This window comes from Mucilaginibacter sp. CSA2-8R, from assembly GCF_038806765.1.
Lineage (GTDB): Bacteria > Bacteroidota > Bacteroidia > Sphingobacteriales > Sphingobacteriaceae > Mucilaginibacter.
Window position 1 is genome coordinate 3,421,047 of record NZ_CP152389.1, and the last position, 15,766, is coordinate 3,436,812.

Annotated in this window: 14 protein-coding genes, 1 tRNA gene and 1 riboswitch; of the genes, 7 read left to right on the plus strand and 8 right to left on the minus strand. The window is 46.8% G+C overall.

Features of this window, described 5'->3' with window-relative positions; genetic code table 11:
• Window positions 1–5: 5 nt before the first annotated feature.
• The 3 genes from AAGR14_RS14670 to AAGR14_RS14680 all read right to left on the minus strand — a co-directional run bounded on the left by AAGR14_RS14670 (window position 6) and on the right by AAGR14_RS14680 (window position 2,083).
• Entirely contained in the window at window positions 6–1,433 is a 1,428-nt protein-coding gene (locus AAGR14_RS14670; RefSeq protein WP_342644980.1) for a DUF4178 domain-containing protein, read from the minus strand.
• Window positions 1,434–1,435: 2 nt separating this feature from the next.
• Window positions 1,436–1,789, minus strand: coding sequence for an S-adenosylmethionine decarboxylase (locus AAGR14_RS14675; protein ID WP_342644981.1), 354 nt, complete (start codon window positions 1,787–1,789; stop codon window positions 1,436–1,438).
• Between the two features lie 150 nt (window positions 1,790–1,939).
• Window positions 1,940–2,083: a hypothetical protein gene (locus AAGR14_RS14680; RefSeq protein WP_342644982.1), complete on the minus strand. Its 144-nt coding sequence runs from the start codon at window positions 2,081–2,083 to the stop codon at window positions 1,940–1,942.
• A gap of 77 nt (window positions 2,084–2,160) precedes the next feature.
• Window positions 2,161–2,357, plus strand: a riboswitch (cobalamin riboswitch).
• Window positions 2,358–2,456: 99 nt separating this feature from the next.
• On the opposite strand from AAGR14_RS14680, the gene AAGR14_RS14685 reads away from it, so the two are divergent.
• From AAGR14_RS14685 to AAGR14_RS14700, 4 genes are read left to right on the plus strand one after another with little or no spacing between them, the layout of a single operon-like run.
• The gene (locus tag AAGR14_RS14685) at window positions 2,457–4,505 is read left to right on the plus strand and encodes a TonB-dependent receptor (RefSeq protein ID WP_342644983.1); all 2,049 of its coding nucleotides are present in this window, start codon (window positions 2,457–2,459) and stop codon (window positions 4,503–4,505) included.
• Window positions 4,506–4,508: 3 nt separating this feature from the next.
• Window positions 4,509–5,645, plus strand: coding sequence for a DUF5074 domain-containing protein (locus AAGR14_RS14690; RefSeq protein WP_342644984.1), 1,137 nt, complete (start codon window positions 4,509–4,511; stop codon window positions 5,643–5,645).
• 18 nt (window positions 5,646–5,663) lie between these two features.
• Window positions 5,664–6,767 (plus strand): DUF5074 domain-containing protein, encoded by a 1,104-nt coding sequence (locus AAGR14_RS14695; protein ID WP_342644985.1) that lies wholly within the window; start codon window positions 5,664–5,666, stop codon window positions 6,765–6,767.
• Between the two features lie 5 nt (window positions 6,768–6,772).
• On the plus strand, window positions 6,773–7,660 hold the full coding sequence (locus AAGR14_RS14700) for a cell surface protein (RefSeq protein ID WP_342644986.1): 888 nt from the start codon (window positions 6,773–6,775) through the stop codon (window positions 7,658–7,660).
• 93 nt (window positions 7,661–7,753) lie between these two features.
• Here AAGR14_RS14700 and AAGR14_RS14705 read toward each other — a convergent pair whose 3' ends face one another.
• Both AAGR14_RS14705 and AAGR14_RS14710 read right to left on the minus strand, forming a co-directional pair.
• On the minus strand, window positions 7,754–8,194 hold the full coding sequence (locus tag AAGR14_RS14705; RefSeq protein ID WP_342644987.1) for a DoxX family protein: 441 nt from the start codon (window positions 8,192–8,194) through the stop codon (window positions 7,754–7,756).
• A gap of 99 nt (window positions 8,195–8,293) precedes the next feature.
• A complete protein-coding gene (locus AAGR14_RS14710; protein WP_342644988.1) occupies window positions 8,294–8,449 on the minus strand; it encodes a hypothetical protein in 156 nt (51 codons plus the stop codon).
• A gap of 118 nt (window positions 8,450–8,567) precedes the next feature.
• On the opposite strand from AAGR14_RS14710, the gene hscB reads away from it, so the two are divergent.
• From hscB to AAGR14_RS14725, 3 genes are all read left to right on the plus strand, one after another.
• Window positions 8,568–9,098: a Fe-S protein assembly co-chaperone HscB gene (hscB, locus tag AAGR14_RS14715; protein WP_342644989.1), complete on the plus strand. Its 531-nt coding sequence runs from the start codon at window positions 8,568–8,570 to the stop codon at window positions 9,096–9,098.
• A gap of 18 nt (window positions 9,099–9,116) precedes the next feature.
• Window positions 9,117–9,200 (plus strand) — tRNA-Leu (locus AAGR14_RS14720).
• Between the two features lie 120 nt (window positions 9,201–9,320).
• Window positions 9,321–10,553 carry a site-specific integrase gene (locus AAGR14_RS14725; RefSeq protein WP_342644990.1) on the plus strand — a complete coding sequence of 411 codons (1,233 nt, stop codon included), beginning with the start codon at window positions 9,321–9,323 and terminating at the stop codon, window positions 10,551–10,553.
• Window positions 10,554–10,556: 3 nt separating this feature from the next.
• Here AAGR14_RS14725 and AAGR14_RS14730 read toward each other — a convergent pair whose 3' ends face one another.
• The 3 genes from AAGR14_RS14730 to AAGR14_RS14740 are packed head-to-tail and all read right to left on the minus strand — an operon-like array spanning window position 10,557 to window position 15,764.
• Window positions 10,557–13,220 (minus strand): tape measure protein, encoded by a 2,664-nt coding sequence (locus AAGR14_RS14730; RefSeq protein ID WP_342644991.1) that lies wholly within the window; start codon window positions 13,218–13,220, stop codon window positions 10,557–10,559.
• A complete protein-coding gene (locus AAGR14_RS14735) occupies window positions 13,220–13,714 on the minus strand; it encodes a hypothetical protein (protein WP_342644992.1) in 495 nt (164 codons plus the stop codon). The genes AAGR14_RS14730 and AAGR14_RS14735 overlap by 1 nt, the downstream gene beginning before the upstream one ends.
• Before the next feature lies 1 nt (window position 13,715).
• The gene (locus tag AAGR14_RS14740; protein ID WP_342644993.1) at window positions 13,716–15,764 is read right to left on the minus strand and encodes a hypothetical protein; all 2,049 of its coding nucleotides are present in this window, start codon (window positions 15,762–15,764) and stop codon (window positions 13,716–13,718) included.
• Between the last annotated feature and the right edge of the window lie 2 nt (window positions 15,765–15,766).

Sequence of the window (15,766 nt, forward strand, 5' to 3'; positions counted from 1 at the left end):
GGCGGTTAGTCTTCGGTGTCGTAAGGTGAGTAATCGCTGTTTGCCCAGCGTTGCTTTTCAAATTGCTGCATGCGGAACCAGCAATAAAGCGGGTACATGCACAAAAACAAAAGGGTAATGAAGATATTGCGCCACAAAATCACGTTTTCGGTAATGACAATTCTAATATTGGCCACCAACCTATTGCCCGCAGATGGATAAACGTTGAGATGATAAGTGCCTTTGGGGATACCCGATAGCAGCACGTTAGCCCTCTGATCGCCCTCCGACCAGTTTTCGCCATCCTCGTAACCATGGTAATATTCGATGCTTTTGGTCACTTCCCAGGTTTCGTTGGTTTTGTCATTTACCAGCACAATGGTTGCTTCGGTCCAATTATTATCCACTTCCGAACTGATGTCAAACTCGAGCGGCGTAGCGTTATCTACTTTAAACGCCTGTGTTTTGATGGGTTTAAACTCGATATTTTTATCGGCATCGGCAACGTACTGATTATTATTTTGGTTGTTTAGCGCACTATTGGTTACACCAAATCTGATGGCCGTATCAATTATTCCCGACACTATTTTTGCGGTGTCGCTGCTGGTTTGCGAGCCGGTAGTGAGCGGTAAAACCTCATCAAATATTACTGCACTTGGCCTATCAATACTCAACACCAGGGCCACCACCAGCATCAGCAAGACGATGAAAGGCGTTATCCAGGCAATCGACTTCCAGCGGGCGTAGTGCACAGACGGCTCATTGGGCTGCACACTAAGCTTAGGCGGAAAATTAGCTAATGGCAGTTTAAAGGCATCGGCTATTTCGCGAGCCTCCATGTATTCGCCTTTGTACCAGCTAACTATCGATTGGGCTTTCTTGTCTTGCTCTTTCACCAGCAGATAGGGCGGCGCAATAAATTCTGAAGCGCGTATTTTTTCGTCCAGTACGTTCCAGTCGTATTCGCCTAATAAGCCGGTAATAACAGGAGTATATTTGTTAAACAAGCTATACTCAATACCGTTACACTCGGCGCCATGCTCATCACTATAAACCTTTTCCAATTCAGGAAAATGCTCAATACCGGCTATAAAATTCCACTGGCCCTGGTACTCTGATAAAAATGCGTAGCCCTTGGTGTAATTGTAAAGCATATACTCGCGCCAAGCGTACTTAGTTCCGTTCTCTACCTTTTCCAGGTAGCCTATAACTTTATATGGCAAACCTTTCAGTTCAGCCTCAGTACCTAAAGGTATGAGTGGTTTTAGCTTTGGCTTTGGGGCAACGGTATGCACCAGGTGAAAGCCGCTTTCGGAGTAATTGATGTAAGAATCGCAAACGCTGCAAACAAAGTAATCGCACGATGATGCGTCGTACAGCGTAACGTTGTGCTTGCATTTGGGGCAGGTAATCTGCTGCTCCGGGGGAAATGCTTGTAACTTTACGGCAGCCATAATTATCGTGTAATTTCCCTCTTACCGGTTTCAGCACCCTTAAAAAACTCCAGTGTATCCTGGTAAATAGCACGAGCCTTAGCACTATTATCTTTCTGGTAATTCGATAAAAAAACATCGAAGGTAGCCATCTGGTACTCGGGCCAGGTGTGGATAGACAAATGCGACTCGGTTAAACAGATCACTGCCGTAAATCCCCCGCTCGGAAAATCGTGGTAGACCTCGCCAACGTTATACAGCTGGTATTTGGTAATCAGCTGATTGAAAAAAGCTTTGCAGTCCATTGAGGTTTGCAATAAAGAGGACTGAACAGTGGTAAATTCAGCCAGGATGTGAAGGCCAGGTCGGTAATGCATTTAAATCAATTAATCAGGCATTAAAGATATTTAAATAGTTAAGTCCTGTAAAATGATTGACCCAAGTATTTTAAACATTATTAATGATTTTACAGGGCTTAAAGATGGCTAACAGTGCTGGCCATCGCTTGTGCAAGTTTCAGCCGGAAATTATTGCCCGTTTACCGGCATGCCTGCTAAACACATAGTGTAGGTATAGGTGTATTTTCTATCCAGCAAGCAATATTGCTGACGCGGTATGGCTTCTGAGCTATCATAGCCGCCTATGCCGTGCTGGGCCAAATTAATATCCAAATCTACTTGGTTAGCGAAACGCAAACCGACCATCTAAGACTGCCCAATTAAATTTTCGCATTAGCCTTGCAAAACACTACCTTTGCGGCGCTTTTGGTTCCCGGAACGTCGTATTCTGGGATTAAAAGGGAATCCGGTGTAAGTCCGGAACTGTCCCGCAGCTGTAAGTTCTATAAAACCGGAGCCCAATCTTTAGTCACTGTACGCCAACGCGTATGGGAAGACGGGCCGAGGGGAACAAGTCAGAATACCTGCCTTTAGCTTTACTTATTCATAGCTTTCGCGGATTGAAGCTGAATGAAGATACTTTTCGTGTTTTTCATTTTTAGTGTACAATTTTCGGTTTGCTGTGGGGCTAAAACTCACATCACACATGAAATTATTGAAGCTTAACACGCCTTGGCGTAATGGCTTTTTATGGCGTTTAAAGTTGGCAGCAGCCCTTGGGTGGTTGATAGCCGGCTATGCCCTGCCGGTGTGTGCCCAACAGAAGCCGACAGATACACTGCGCACCCAACAGTTACAACCCGTTGAGATAACAGCCAAAATCAGTGCGCTGCCTGCCGCCTCGCCTACCCCTGCCCAAATACTGAAAGGCCCCGCTCTGCAGCGCCTCAACAGCCTATCGGTAGCAGATGCCATTCGTTATTTTTCGGGCGTGCAGTTGAAAGACTACGGCGGCGTTGGTGGCCTTAAAACGGTAGATGTGCGCAGCTTGGGCAGTAGCCAGGTGGCCGTGTTTTATGATGGAGTACAATTAGGCAACGCCCAGAATGGCCAGGTAGATTTAGGCAAGTTCTCGTTAGACAACCTGGGCAGCGTGGAATTGTATAACGCGCAAAAAAGCAGCATTTTTCAACCCGCACGCGGCTTGGCTGCCGGTAGCGCCATCTACCTTAATGCACGGCAACCAGAGTTTAGTGCAGGCAGTGCTAACACTTATAAAGCCGGGTTTCGCATTGGGTCTTTCGGCTTAATCAACCCTACTTTTTTGTGGCAGCATAAAATAAGCGGCCAGGTATCAGGCAGCATCAGCACCGAATTTATGCAGGCTAACGGGCGTTACAAATTCAGGTATACCAATGGCGTGTACGACACGACTGCCATCCGGAACAATTCGGACATTCAGTCTTTTAGGGCCGAAGCCGGCTTGCAGGGCCACTTGCGCGATAGCAGCCAATGGGATGTAAAAATTTATCATTACAACTCCGAGCGGGGACTACCCGGCGCCGTGGTGGCTAACAAGTTTGATTACACCCAGCGCGAGTGGGACCGCAACACGTTTGTGCAATCCTCCTATCACCTCAACGGCAAAATATACAGCCTGATGCTGCATGCAAAATATGCCGACGATTACCTGCGCTACCTTGACCCGGAGATTGTAACCCTGAGCGGCTTGTCAGACAGCCGCTATCATCAAAAGGAAGCCTATTTTTCTGCAGCCAATCTTTTTCAGATCAATTCATTCTGGATGGTGTCTGCCTCAGCCGATTATCAGCGCAATACTTTAAGAGCCAATATTTACCGCTTTGCCTACCCTACCCGTAATACCTGGCTCACTGCACTGGCTACCCAGTTTTACTGGCCCCGGTTTACCCTGCAAGCCAATGTGGTGAGCACTTGGGCTACCGAAACTACCGAGGCATTTGATGCTGCCCGGCCTATGCACAAGTATACGCCTGCGCTGCTGTTATCGTGGCAACCATTGGCTACAGGCACCTTTAGACTGCGCGGCTTTTATAAAAGCCTGTACCGCCTGCCTACCTTTAACGAGTTGTATTACACCTTTGTGGGCAGCGCCGATTTACAACCCGAGTTTTCGCGGCAATACGACGCCGGATTTACCTATCAAAAATACTTTAACCAGGGTGCATTAAGGCAAGTTAGTGTGCAGTACGATGCCTATTACAATCAGGTTAGCAATAAAATACTGGCTGTGCCGGGGCAAAACCTGCGCCGATGGGTGATGGAAAACATTGGCCGGGTAAATATTAAGGGCATGGAAACTAACGCACAGCTTACCTGGCTCGTGCATAACAATGTGCTGCTTAATACCGCCCTAAGTTATACCTACCAACAAGCCCGTGACGTAAGCGAAGGCAGTTTTTCTAACGGGCAAATTCCTTATACCCCTATACATAGCGGCTCGGCACGTGCTGGTTTGCTTTGGCAACGGTGGAGCATCAATTACAGCTACATCTATACCGGGCAGCGTTACAGTCAAAAAGCCAACATCCCCGAAAACTATGTAGCCCCCTGGTACACGCACGATGCCTCGCTGATTTGGCAGCCCGCTTACCATGGGCACCAGCTTAATATAGCGGCCGAGGTAAATAACCTGCTTAACCAGTATTACGACGTTATTAACAACTTCCCGATGCCGGGGCGCAATTACCGTTTAAAATTCAGCATCAACATTTAACGCATGAACAAACCATTCAACAGATACATATTTTTAACGTTTGCGCTGCTTGGGTTACTGGCTACATCGTGCCGCAAAGATGCACCGCCTACAGCCGAGCAGGTAAGCACCCTGTTTATCCCTAACCCGGCCAGCGTAGTAAAAGGTATTTACTTATTAAACGAGGGAAATTTTAATGCCAATAAAGCTACGCTCGATTATGTGAATTACACCACCGGGCTATACCGCAAAAACATTTACAACCAGGTTAACCCCGAGGTTACCAAAGGCCTGGGCGATGTGGGTAACGACATGGCCGTTTACGGCTCCAAGCTGTATGTGGTAGTCAACAACTCTAACAAAATAGAAGTGTTGAATGCCAAAACCGGCAAACGCATTACGCAGATTGATTTGCTTAACTGCCGATATATCACCTTCCGGCAAAACAAGGCTTACGTGAGTGCCTACCTGAGCGCCATTGGTAATGCTAATGCACCCAACGGCATAGTAGCCGAAATTGACACCGCCAGCCTGCAAATTGAACGCCGGGTTACCGTGGGCCGCCAGCCTGAGGAAATGGCCATTATCAATAACAATTTGTATGTGGCTAACTCGGGCGGCTATAGTCCGCCCAACTACGAGCGTACCTTATCGGTGGTAGACTTAGCCACATTTACCGAAACCCGCCGCATTGATGTGGCCATTAACCTCAATCAAATTAAAGCCGACCGTTACGGCGACTTGTACGTTACCTCGCGTGGCGACTATTTGAGCATTCCGCCAAAATTGTACGTTGTAAATGCACAAAGCGGACAAATCAAAAAAGTGATCGACCTCCCCGCCCGTACTATTACCCTTGATGATGACCAGCTATACATCATCAGCACCAACAGCGGCAACGCCCAACCAAAGTATAACTACCAGATTTTAAACGTGAACACCGAAACGCTGCTCAACCAGCCCTTTATTACCGACGGCACCGATCTAAGCATTTCCCAGCCTTACGGACTGGCCGTTAATCCGGCCACCAAAGAGGTATTGGTAACCGATGCCCGCGATTATGTAACACCGGGTACACTTTACTGCTTTGATGCCAGCGGCAAACAGAAGTGGAAGGTTACCACCGGCGATGTGCCGGCTCATTTTGCATTCATTTATTAATTATATAGTATATCCAACATGAAGATTAAATTTTTACGTTACTCCCCGTTTGCCTTTGTAGCATTAGCCGGCACTTTGTTATTGGGCTCGTGTAAAAAAGACAAAGACAGCCGCACCGGCGAAATTGAAAGCACTGCCGGCGTATATGTACTTTGCGAAGGTAACTTAGGCAAGGCCAACAGTACCATAACTTATTATAATACAGCTACTAAAACGGTTGACAACAATTATTATAAAACCGTTAATGGCACCAACCTGGGCGAAACCGCTAACGACCTGCAGCGTTATGGCAGCAAAATTTATTGTGTAGTAAGCGGTTTGCAGGGCACTGCGCAATCGTTTGTAGATGTGCTGGACCCCAAAACCGGAAAATCCATCAAACGTATCTCTTTCAATACCACTAACGATGGTTACATGCCGCGCAAAATTGCCTTTTATCAAAACAAAGCCTATGTTTCGAGGCTTGATGGCAAGGTTAGCCGTATTGATACAGCCAGCCTGAGTGTGGATGGCGAATTGGTGTTAAGCGAAGCTTTGGAAGGAATGGCAGTTTCGAAAGGAAAATTGTATATCGCTAACTCTGACTATAGCTATCTTTATAAAAACGGTAAGAACACCGTTGTAACGGTGGTTGACCTGGCCAGTTTTACTAAGATTAAAGATATTACTGTAAGCTGGAATCCAACCAAAGTGGCAGCCGCCCCTAATGGAGACATTTATGTGGCTTGCGATGGAAATTACGCCAACCTGAAACCATCATTAGATCGTATCAACACCATTACCGATACCAAAGTAAGCAGCAACACTGATTATGCCGGCTATGGCTCTTTAACCATTGGCAGCAACAATGCTTTTGTAACAACTTCATCATCAGTAATTCGTTCGCTTGATGTTTCGACAGGTACACCGGGTAATAATTTTATCACTGACGGTACAACGGTAGCATTAACTTACGGCCTTACCATCGACGGTTTTAACAACGATTTATATGTGTTTGATGCCATTAGCTATGCCAGCTCAACCGGCAAAACTTATTGTTATCGCACCGACGGCCGAAAAAAGTTTGAGTTTGCAACCGGCCAGTTGCCTAAAGCAGCCGTATTTGTTTATAACTACAGATAACAAACATGAAATTTAATCATCCTGTTAAGCGTATTCTACTGGCTGCCTTTTGCATGGCAGCGTTACTGTCATCCTGTAAAAAGGATGACGGTGATGTTACAGAAACACCCAATGTTGGCAGGCCGGTTACCGCTGGCAGTAGTGCTTATGTTACGCAGCTTTTTAGTTACAACCCGGCTCCAGGTCAGTTAATCAATACAACAGGCGGCAACCCCGATGCAGCTAAAAATGTGCTGAACGGCAAACAGGGCTTGGTAACTTTGGGCGCTTATGGCGGCAACCTGGTGCTGGGTTTTGACCATACCGTTATTAATCGCGACAACCAGGATGATTTCGTTATTTACAACAATGCCGCCACCGGTTTTGCCGAGCCGGGGGTAGTTTGGGTAATGGCTGATGATAACCGTAATGGCCAACCCGACGATACCTGGTACGAGCTGGCCGGGGCCGCTCAAAACTTACCTGGCTACAGCCGCAATTACGCCATTACCTATGCCCGACCAGCTATGGCAACTGCCGATGTGCCCTGGACAGATAACCGCGGCAATAAGGGCGCTGTTGAAACCAACACTTACCACCAGCAGGCTTATTATCCGGATTGGATTACTGCCAATACGTACACTTTAACAGGTACGCTGTTGCCATCGAGCAATATCAACGACACCAACCCAACTTACATTACCAGTAATGGGTTTACGTTTGGCTATGCGGATAGTACGCCGGGCGGCGACAAGCTGGATATTGCTAATGCCACCGATGCGCATGGCAACAAAGTAGCGCTTAAAGGCATCGACTTTGTTAAAATACAAACCGGCATTGCCTACAACCTAGGCTGGCTGGGCGAACTCTCTACCGAGGTGTGTGGTGTAGCCGATTTAAGCTTGGTGAAGTAGTTAATAAAAGTCGGGTTATAAAACGACGAAAGGCTGTCCATGCACATGAACAGCCTTTTGTCGTTTATAGTTATTACGTTGGTTATAGATGTTTTATCTTAGTGTAACCGCACGCGTCCCGAACAGGGCTTTATCTAACGAGAAACCTCCTGCGCCGGCTGCCACCAGCAATATCATAATACACAAATAAACGGCAGGCAACTCATACGACCCTGCACCTTTAGGGTTTACAAATGGGTCGCCTATTTTAACTGCATGCGTGTATACGGCTACCAACATGGTAACCAGCAAACCTAAACTGGCCAACCGGGTAACCAGGCCTAAAATAAGCGCGATGCCGCCCACAAACTCGGAGATAGCAGCCAGCGCCTGAAATACCGAAGGGAAAGGCGAATCTGGCCCCATCCACCCCATCGGGTTCTGTATCTTTCCCCATCCGTGCAAAATAAAAGCATAACCGCACACCAGCCTGATGAGCAGCAGCGCAATATCTACCGATTGCGGAAAATTATAGGGGGCAAAAAATCGTTTCATGACATCAGGTTTTATTGGGTTAGTGGTTGAGCTTCAAACTTAGCAGATATAAGTTGCAAAACAAATTTAACCACGAGGTAATCATTGTTTAACCCATTGCTATTTCACAATCAAAGTTTGATACAAAACAGGGTTTACTTCTTTTAAAGCCGGATTGGTGTCATCCGTTTCGGGCGTATTGCAGCCATTGTTAATGGTGACGATATAACTGCGTTTGTACGTCAACGGCGTGTTTTGAAATCCTAACATAATCATTTCCTCTTAAATCCGAAGCTATCCTATTTAGGACGAGCAATGCATCATCCCCACCTACACGCAAACAATTGAATATTTAAATACTTTTGTTTTACATAAACACTGTACCCCATCTGTTATGACCATTAACTATTTTGAGTTTTACAATATACCTGAGTCTTTCCATGTAGATGCTGCCGCACTTAAAAAGCAGTTTTACCAGCTAAGCAAGGAGTACCATCCCGACTTTTACGCCAACGAGGATGAGGCCAAGCAACAGGAAATACTGGAAATATCTACCCTGAACAATAAGGCTTACCAAACCCTGAGCGACCCCACCCGCAGGCTCGAATACATACTGAAACAGCACGATTTGGTGAACGAAGGCGCCAAGCCGCAACTGCCGGGCGACTTTTTAATGGAGATGATGGACCTCAACGAGCGCCTGATGGAGGCTGATGATGCCCAACAGATAGCAGATATACGTGCCGAAGTGCTTGATGTGGAAAATAATTTGATCGAACAGCTACAGGCTTTGACTGCTGACTATGAAACACTTAATGACACCGCCAAAGAAGACCGGCTGAATGGCGTGGCAGATATTTACTACAGACAAAAATATTTGTTGCGAATTAAGGAGAGTTTAGATACATTTGCGTCCCGCTTCTGAAGAAGTGGTGAACAACAGGCCCAGATGGCGGAATCGGTAGACGCGCTGGTCTCAAACACCTGTGGCTGCAAGGCCGTGCCGGTTCGACCCCGGCTCTGGGTACCTGAGTAAATATCCGTCAGTCGCAAGACTGGCGGATATTTCATTTAAACGCATTCTAAGGCGTTTTTTAAGTTGCTTGATCTGGTATGCTGAAGTATTCTGCTCCGAGTTTGCTCCGAGATGAAAAACCAAAGCGAAATGTACAGCTTCAGTTCTAAACTGTGGTACAACAAACGTTGTATATCTAAAAAAACCGGTGATGCATCTATTTACATTCAAGTAACTATAAATAGAGTTCACGACGAATTTCCCTTAAAGCTTAGGTGGCCTGCCGATAAAATCGATTTGGACAAAGGCGAACTTGTGCGCAGGCGAAAACCTGACCCTGACGTTGACGATTACAACCTATTAATCAAGATTGAGCAGGCTAAACACACAGAAATTTTGCGTACGTACCGATTGCGAAAAGCTCACATCGATATGGACAAGTTCAAAAGTGAACTAATGATCTTTGATAATAGGGAAAGTTTCTCGGGCTTTATGTTTCGTTTTAATAGACAACGTTACGAAGACAAACTCATTGAGCGTAAAACGTTCCAAAATATACGATCGACGGTTAAACTTATGATGGAATTTGATATGAGCTGGAGGTATGATACCCTTTGCATCTCATTCATGGATCGCTTTAAGGCTTTCTTACGAAACAAAGAATATCATAAGAGTAAAAACTATACACCTGGCCAGATATGGACAAAAATTCGTGACGTAAAGTCCCACATGGAGTTTGCATCAAAAGAACCGATGGTCTATATAAATCAAGATGTTATCTCCTATCCTAACCCGGAACCGGAGTGGGAAACAACATTTTTGAACCGTGATGAAATTGGCAGATTGATTAAAGTCTACAATAGTGAACCCTTAAACGGCCCGGATTATCAAATATTAAGTGCGTTTCTATTTACGTGCTTTACCAGCCTTCGCATATCTGATGTTTACCGTATTAATAGCGAATGGGTGATTGGAGAAAGCTTCATCAAATTTATACCCAAAAAAAATTACAAAAAAAGAAAGAGCTTAACCATACCAATCATGCCACTGGCCATGAACCTAATACTAAATTTAAAGGGCAAGTATTTTGAGTTGCCCTCACAACAAGAATATAACCGCACTTTAAAGCAATTGGCAAAAACGGCTGGCATACATAAAAAACTTACCAGCCATGTTGGTAGGCATACGTTCGGCTTCTTATTCATGACTACTATTGGAAACTTAAAAGCTTTGCAAGAAATTTTAGGTCACACCAAAATTGCCACTACCGAACGCTATGCCCACTTAGATGAAGACTACAAACTTGAGTCAGTAAAACAAATGCAAGGTAGGTTTACTGATTTGCTTATGTGGAAGGCAAAATAATATTTATGCATTAACCTCATCCTTAATCTGCATACGCCGGTTTTGCGATTCCTCAAACGCCCGGTTACTGAAAATAACCGGCTGGCTTTGCACTGCAGTCGCAAAATCATCGAACTTGCTGGCCAAAGCGTCAAAGGCGCCGGCAAACTCGGAACGGGAAACACCGGCAGCACTGGCGGCGCTCCTATCGTCATTTGCCAATGATAGATTACTCAGGCGCCGCTCCCTGTTATAAGTTGCATCCTGGATACGGTTTAGGTTAAGCTGCCGGCCACCGGATGACATTAGCGCATCAACCAGGCCACGGTTATTGGCGTAGGTCGACCGGCTTAAAATCGGCTCACCACCTTCCATCTCGCCCAAAATTAAACCATATGGGTTAACGAGCTTCAGACCGCCGGCGCCGTGGCTCGGGCCGTCAGGAGCAAAACCACCATTGGCAAACTTTTTACCGCCCGAATCGCCTTGCGTAATTCCGACAGCCTGAGCCAGGCCGGAAGCAATAATATTGGCAATACTTAATCCCGATCTTACTTTTGCCATAGCAGCCAGGCCCGATGCAACACCAGGCCCGACAATAGGGCCGAACTGCAAAACAGACTGCGCATAATAAGCAGCGATTTCAATACCCTCCTGCGCCAGGATCCGGCCAACAGCAATAGCTTTCTCCACGGCCAGCTGAGCCATCATCACACCTTTGCTGCGTCCAAAAACACTAAACAGTAAGGCTACGCCGTTTTCTGCTAATTGGGCTTTCTCATCAGCTATTTGCTGTTGAATCCGCGCATAATCCTGGTCAGTTTTAGTCTGCTGCTTAATGGTAGCCAGGTGTGCATCGGCCACCCTTTTATCATTTTTAATTTTACCGTCAGCCAGCAATGTTTCAAGATCCAACGTATCCATACCGAATACTTGCCGAATATCATACAAGTCTTGCAGGCGCTTTTGCTCGATATCATATTCTTGTTGCGCCTTTTCTTCAGGAGTTAACTCGCTGTTATTATTATCGTTTTTTTGTCGCTGCGCATCGTTATTGACGGTTTTTTCCATTGAGTTATAACTAAACTCAGCTTTTGCACCGTCTATCTCGTTATCCCGCAGCTTTCCAGCTGCGGTAATATCTTTGCCAAGACCTTTACGATCAGCATCTGTAGCATATTTACTACCACTTAACTCTTTTAATTTATCTACCAGCTTTTGATATTTATTATTGATCACCTGGAGCTGGGCATCCAGGTTACCTGCAGTACCTTTTGTTGCAGCGGCGATCAAGGTATCCACTTCGGCCTGGGTATCCTTTACATTACGTTGAAACGTTTTAATTTCTCGCGCTGATTTTTCCGCTTCCTTTTTTGCTTTATCGGCCGCTATTTTAGCAGCCGCGGCCGCATCACGCGCTGCCTGATCAGCCCTAATTTTACTCATCTTGGCCTCATTCAGGTTTTGCGAATCAATGGTTTCCTTTAAGGCTTCACCCTCAGCGATCAATGTTTTCCAATGTTTGATCCTATCTTCCAAGCCGGCTTCGGGTCTCCAGGACATTCCCATTGGTTTATCCGGCTTCATCCGCTTTTCCATTTCGGCCAACTCTTTTTTGAGTTTAACCAGGTCTATATTATTACCATCATAAAGTGCCTTTTTATCAGACGCACTCATTTTGTTGTACCTGGTCATGGTATCAGCGGCTGAGTTATTAGCAAACTCCTGAAGCTTCTGCTCAGTAGTCATAAATGCATCAGCAAGGTTAGATAGAAACTGGTTGATGTGATTTGTTGCCCAGTACGTGAAACCACCAGTATTTTGGCCCATCCGCGTCAATACACGTTCCCAGTTATCGCCCATATTGGAAATATTCCCCCCTACCGACTCCGACATTTTTTTCATACCGTCAGCAACACCGTCCATCTTACCGAAATTCATCAGTGCTTCCTTAATAGCTTCCGCACTGTTTTTAACATCTACAGTCATTCCTTTAAACGAAAGGCTAACCATATCGCCGTTTTTTTTAGCGGTAATGCCGAGTTCCTTCAAGCGTTCAAACTCGCCGGTAACGGCATCCAGGAGGGCTTCGGTAAGCTGGTCGAATGATTTACCCTGTGACGAAGCAAGATCACCCATAGCACGCATTTCGGCCATTGTCGGCTGCATGCCGCGGTTTACCAGTTTAACATAACTTTCGGTAAGCTCAGATAATTGGAATGGTGTTTCGGCTGCAAACTTTTGCAAAGAATTTAATGCCCTGAAGCTGGCACCCTTGCTGCCCAAAGCGTTTGTTAACACGATATCGAGCTTTTCAAATTCTGTATAGGTATGCACCACTTCCATGGCAAAACCTTTCAAAGCAGCCATACCATTACTGAATGCATCTGCCAAAAGATTACCGGAAAACACCGGACCGCTGCCGGAAAAGAAGCCCTTGATTTTAGCTAAAAAGCCTTGTGCCTCCTGTCCGGTACTGTTGATCTCTTGGCGCAGCGCAGCCTGCGCGGCCGACATTTGCCTAAGCTGCCGGATCCGCTCTTCGTAAAGTGCCGGGTTATCTTCCCTGCGCATGCGGCTTAGCTCGGAGCGCAGGGCATTAACCGTACCGGTAACCTCCCTGAGCGAGGTTTGTGCCTGCTGACCATTGATCACCAGGTTAATAATGGATTGTTCTCTGTTGTTCATTATAGTGGGTTTAGGTTGATTGAGCCGCTTAAACTGTTCTCAATTTCAGTGGCCAGCCGACGGCCGAATATTTCTTCGTAGAGTTCTGAAAGGCGCAGCACCTGGTGGCGATAGGTTTTGCTGTACCAGGCTTTGCGCTGCCGGCCATGCCGGCCTACCATCCTGCCCTCGGTATTGCGGTAAACATCGAACCGGCGATTAAGCACCTGCTCGCCCAGCGAGTACCCCCGGCCGGCGCCCATATCCACGAAGCGCCCATATTTGGCAAACTTGATGATCACGGCATTGATGTTACCGCCCGATCCGCGCAGCTCTTTTTCAAAAGAGTTCCACAAATCACCGTTGCGCACACCGCGAAACCGGCCGTTTTCTACGTAACCGACGCGCTTTTTAATGATGGAATTATAAAAGGCCTGGATGGCATAATTGGTCCAGTCTTTAACGACCTGCTCATTACTGACCTGCAGGTTTACGTTATTATCAAAAGCTGCCATCTTATTTTATAGTATAATCAGGGCCACCGGCAGGATCCAGCTTATACTCTTTAGACCAGTAGTCGCCGCCACCGTTGAAATAAAAAATCTCTTGGATATCGGGTATCTGGTAGGATGAGCCGTTTGCCCTGACCTCATAGCGCTGGTCAATAATGTAATTGCGCTCGTTTTCGCCCCGGTAATTGTAAAGCATATAAACAGGGAAATTGGTCACGTTACGGGCCACGGTACAAGCCGGGTCACTGTAAAAATCTAAAAAGGCATTTACCTTAATAGATGATACCTGAGCCGAACCTTTATAGTACTCGCGGCTGGTTTCAACCTGGCGATATCTGACATAAATGCTGCCGGCATTAATTACCTCGCCCTGCCCGATCTCGGTATACTCCTGCACGTCACTGGCCGATTGGTTATAAACCGGGTATATTTTGATTTTAGCGGAAAGCTTATCGGCATTGCGGCCGGTACCCTGCTCGAAGCTTACCTGGCTGATCATGGCCGGGATGAGCGCCCGGCTGCGCGTAGTAAAGCGCAGCTTTTTAACCGGCTGCAGCTGCAGCAGCAAATCGGGCGGTAGATGGGCGGTTATTTCAACCTCCTCGGTACGCAAAAAGTATAATAGCCATTCTTTTACAAACCGGTTGATCAGGCCGTTTGAGCCGCCCAGCCAGCAGCTCACCGCGCCCGGGCTTTCCGTCAGGTCACGCTCGCGGCCGTCGCTGGTAGCATACGGGTAAGGATAATTACTGCTATCGTTACGCATGCCCAGGTAATTTAGCAGCCTGAAATCAAAGTCGTTTTTACTGTAACCGGTGCCGTTGTAGCTTTCACTACCCTGCGCCGGCGAGGCATAGCCATTGCCCACCTGCGATTTACGCGGGATGCGCCAGGTAGTGCCATAGCCCGGCCGCGGCTCGTTCGTACCGGTCATGAAGCAGGTACCTGTAAAGCTGTCGAGCTTTTTGGGTTCGTCCTGGTCTCCGATAAAAAAGCTTTCGGTATACTCGAACGTTTTAAACAAATCGTCTTTATCGTCTACCGGCTGGATGAGCGTGTAACCGGTCGGCACATAGCTTTTAATCACCGGGCGCGGCTCGGTAAAGCCTGAGATATCCACGGCATCGCGGCCATTAACGATTGCCGGCGCATACTCAAAATGCGCTTTGCGCTCACCGCTATCAAAATAGATCACCACTTTGAACGTGGCCCGGATCATTTTCAAAAAGTCGGCTATCTTGATTTTAGGCAGGTGCCTGGCCGGCGCAATACGGCAACCCAAATCGCTGAAAATGGACTGCATACTGTAAAAGCCGGTATTATCAATGACCAGCGTCCGGGTGCCCGAATCGGTGAAAAAATCACCGGTGGCCTCAAAGCCTAACCAGGTACAAACCTGCCGGATCACCCAGTGCAGGTAGTAGCTCGGATTGTAAAAGGCGATCGTATCATTAGCCAAGGTATTTACATAATCTTTAAACGCCGGCTCAGCATTAAAGTAATTGAGCATGTAACTGCTGTCATAGTGCTGGCCCTCACTCACCGAGCCAAAAAGGGAATCGTTTTTTTGAGGGAAAAACACGCAGCTGCGTTCGCCCGGGTGAGCGGCGCGGTACACCAGCTCATCAATGGCGCCCTGCACGCTGCCGGCAAGCTCATCGAAAATAAAAGTATCTTCTTTGCCGTCCTTAAAATTGATGAACACCTGCGGCAAGGTTTTCTCTTTGAGCTGTTTGGCAAACTCACCGCTATCGATCAGGCAGGCCAGCTCGTAGCCATCGGCCGTTACGTCAAACATCAATTTGCATTGCTTCCAGGTTTGGCCGAAAACCTCCAGCAAGCCGGTAGTAAAGCCCCTGGCCGACCGGTTTTCGAGCATATAGGCGTTACCGAGCAGCGCATTATTGTTGTCGGTAAAAGGCGCTTTTACGCTCCAGGTATAACTGCCGTTAAAATCGGTGTCATCGTTAAATAAGGTACTCACCCACTCGGTGGTTACCTTTTCGCCATCGGCCAGGTCGAAATATCGACCGTCTTTTTTAATTTTGATCATGA

Excerpts from the sequence above, each read along its gene's own strand:
- AAGR14_RS14730 (WP_342644991.1), bottom strand. The coding sequence starts at position 13,220 with ATGAACAACAGAGAACAATCCATTATTAACCTGGTGATCAATGGTCAG.
- AAGR14_RS14725 (WP_342644990.1), top strand. The coding sequence starts at position 9,321 with ATGAAAAACCAAAGCGAAATGTACAGCTTCAGTTCTAAACTGTGGTAC.
- AAGR14_RS14690 (WP_342644984.1), top strand. The coding sequence starts at position 4,509 with ATGAACAAACCATTCAACAGATACATATTTTTAACGTTTGCGCTGCTT.
- AAGR14_RS14695 (WP_342644985.1), top strand. The coding sequence starts at position 5,664 with ATGAAGATTAAATTTTTACGTTACTCCCCGTTTGCCTTTGTAGCATTA.
- AAGR14_RS14740 (WP_342644993.1), bottom strand. The coding sequence starts at position 15,764 with ATGATCAAAATTAAAAAAGACGGTCGATATTTCGACCTGGCCGATGGC.
- AAGR14_RS14700 (WP_342644986.1), top strand. The coding sequence starts at position 6,773 with ATGAAATTTAATCATCCTGTTAAGCGTATTCTACTGGCTGCCTTTTGC.
- AAGR14_RS14675 (WP_342644981.1), bottom strand. The coding sequence starts at position 1,789 with ATGCATTACCGACCTGGCCTTCACATCCTGGCTGAATTTACCACTGTT.
- hscB (WP_342644989.1), top strand. The coding sequence starts at position 8,568 with ATGACCATTAACTATTTTGAGTTTTACAATATACCTGAGTCTTTCCAT.
- AAGR14_RS14735 (WP_342644992.1), bottom strand. The coding sequence starts at position 13,714 with ATGGCAGCTTTTGATAATAACGTAAACCTGCAGGTCAGTAATGAGCAG.
- AAGR14_RS14710 (WP_342644988.1), bottom strand. The coding sequence starts at position 8,449 with ATGATTATGTTAGGATTTCAAAACACGCCGTTGACGTACAAACGCAGT.
- AAGR14_RS14685 (WP_342644983.1), top strand. The coding sequence starts at position 2,457 with ATGAAATTATTGAAGCTTAACACGCCTTGGCGTAATGGCTTTTTATGG.
- AAGR14_RS14670 (WP_342644980.1), bottom strand. The coding sequence starts at position 1,433 with ATGGCTGCCGTAAAGTTACAAGCATTTCCCCCGGAGCAGCAGATTACC.
- AAGR14_RS14705 (WP_342644987.1), bottom strand. The coding sequence starts at position 8,194 with ATGAAACGATTTTTTGCCCCCTATAATTTTCCGCAATCGGTAGATATT.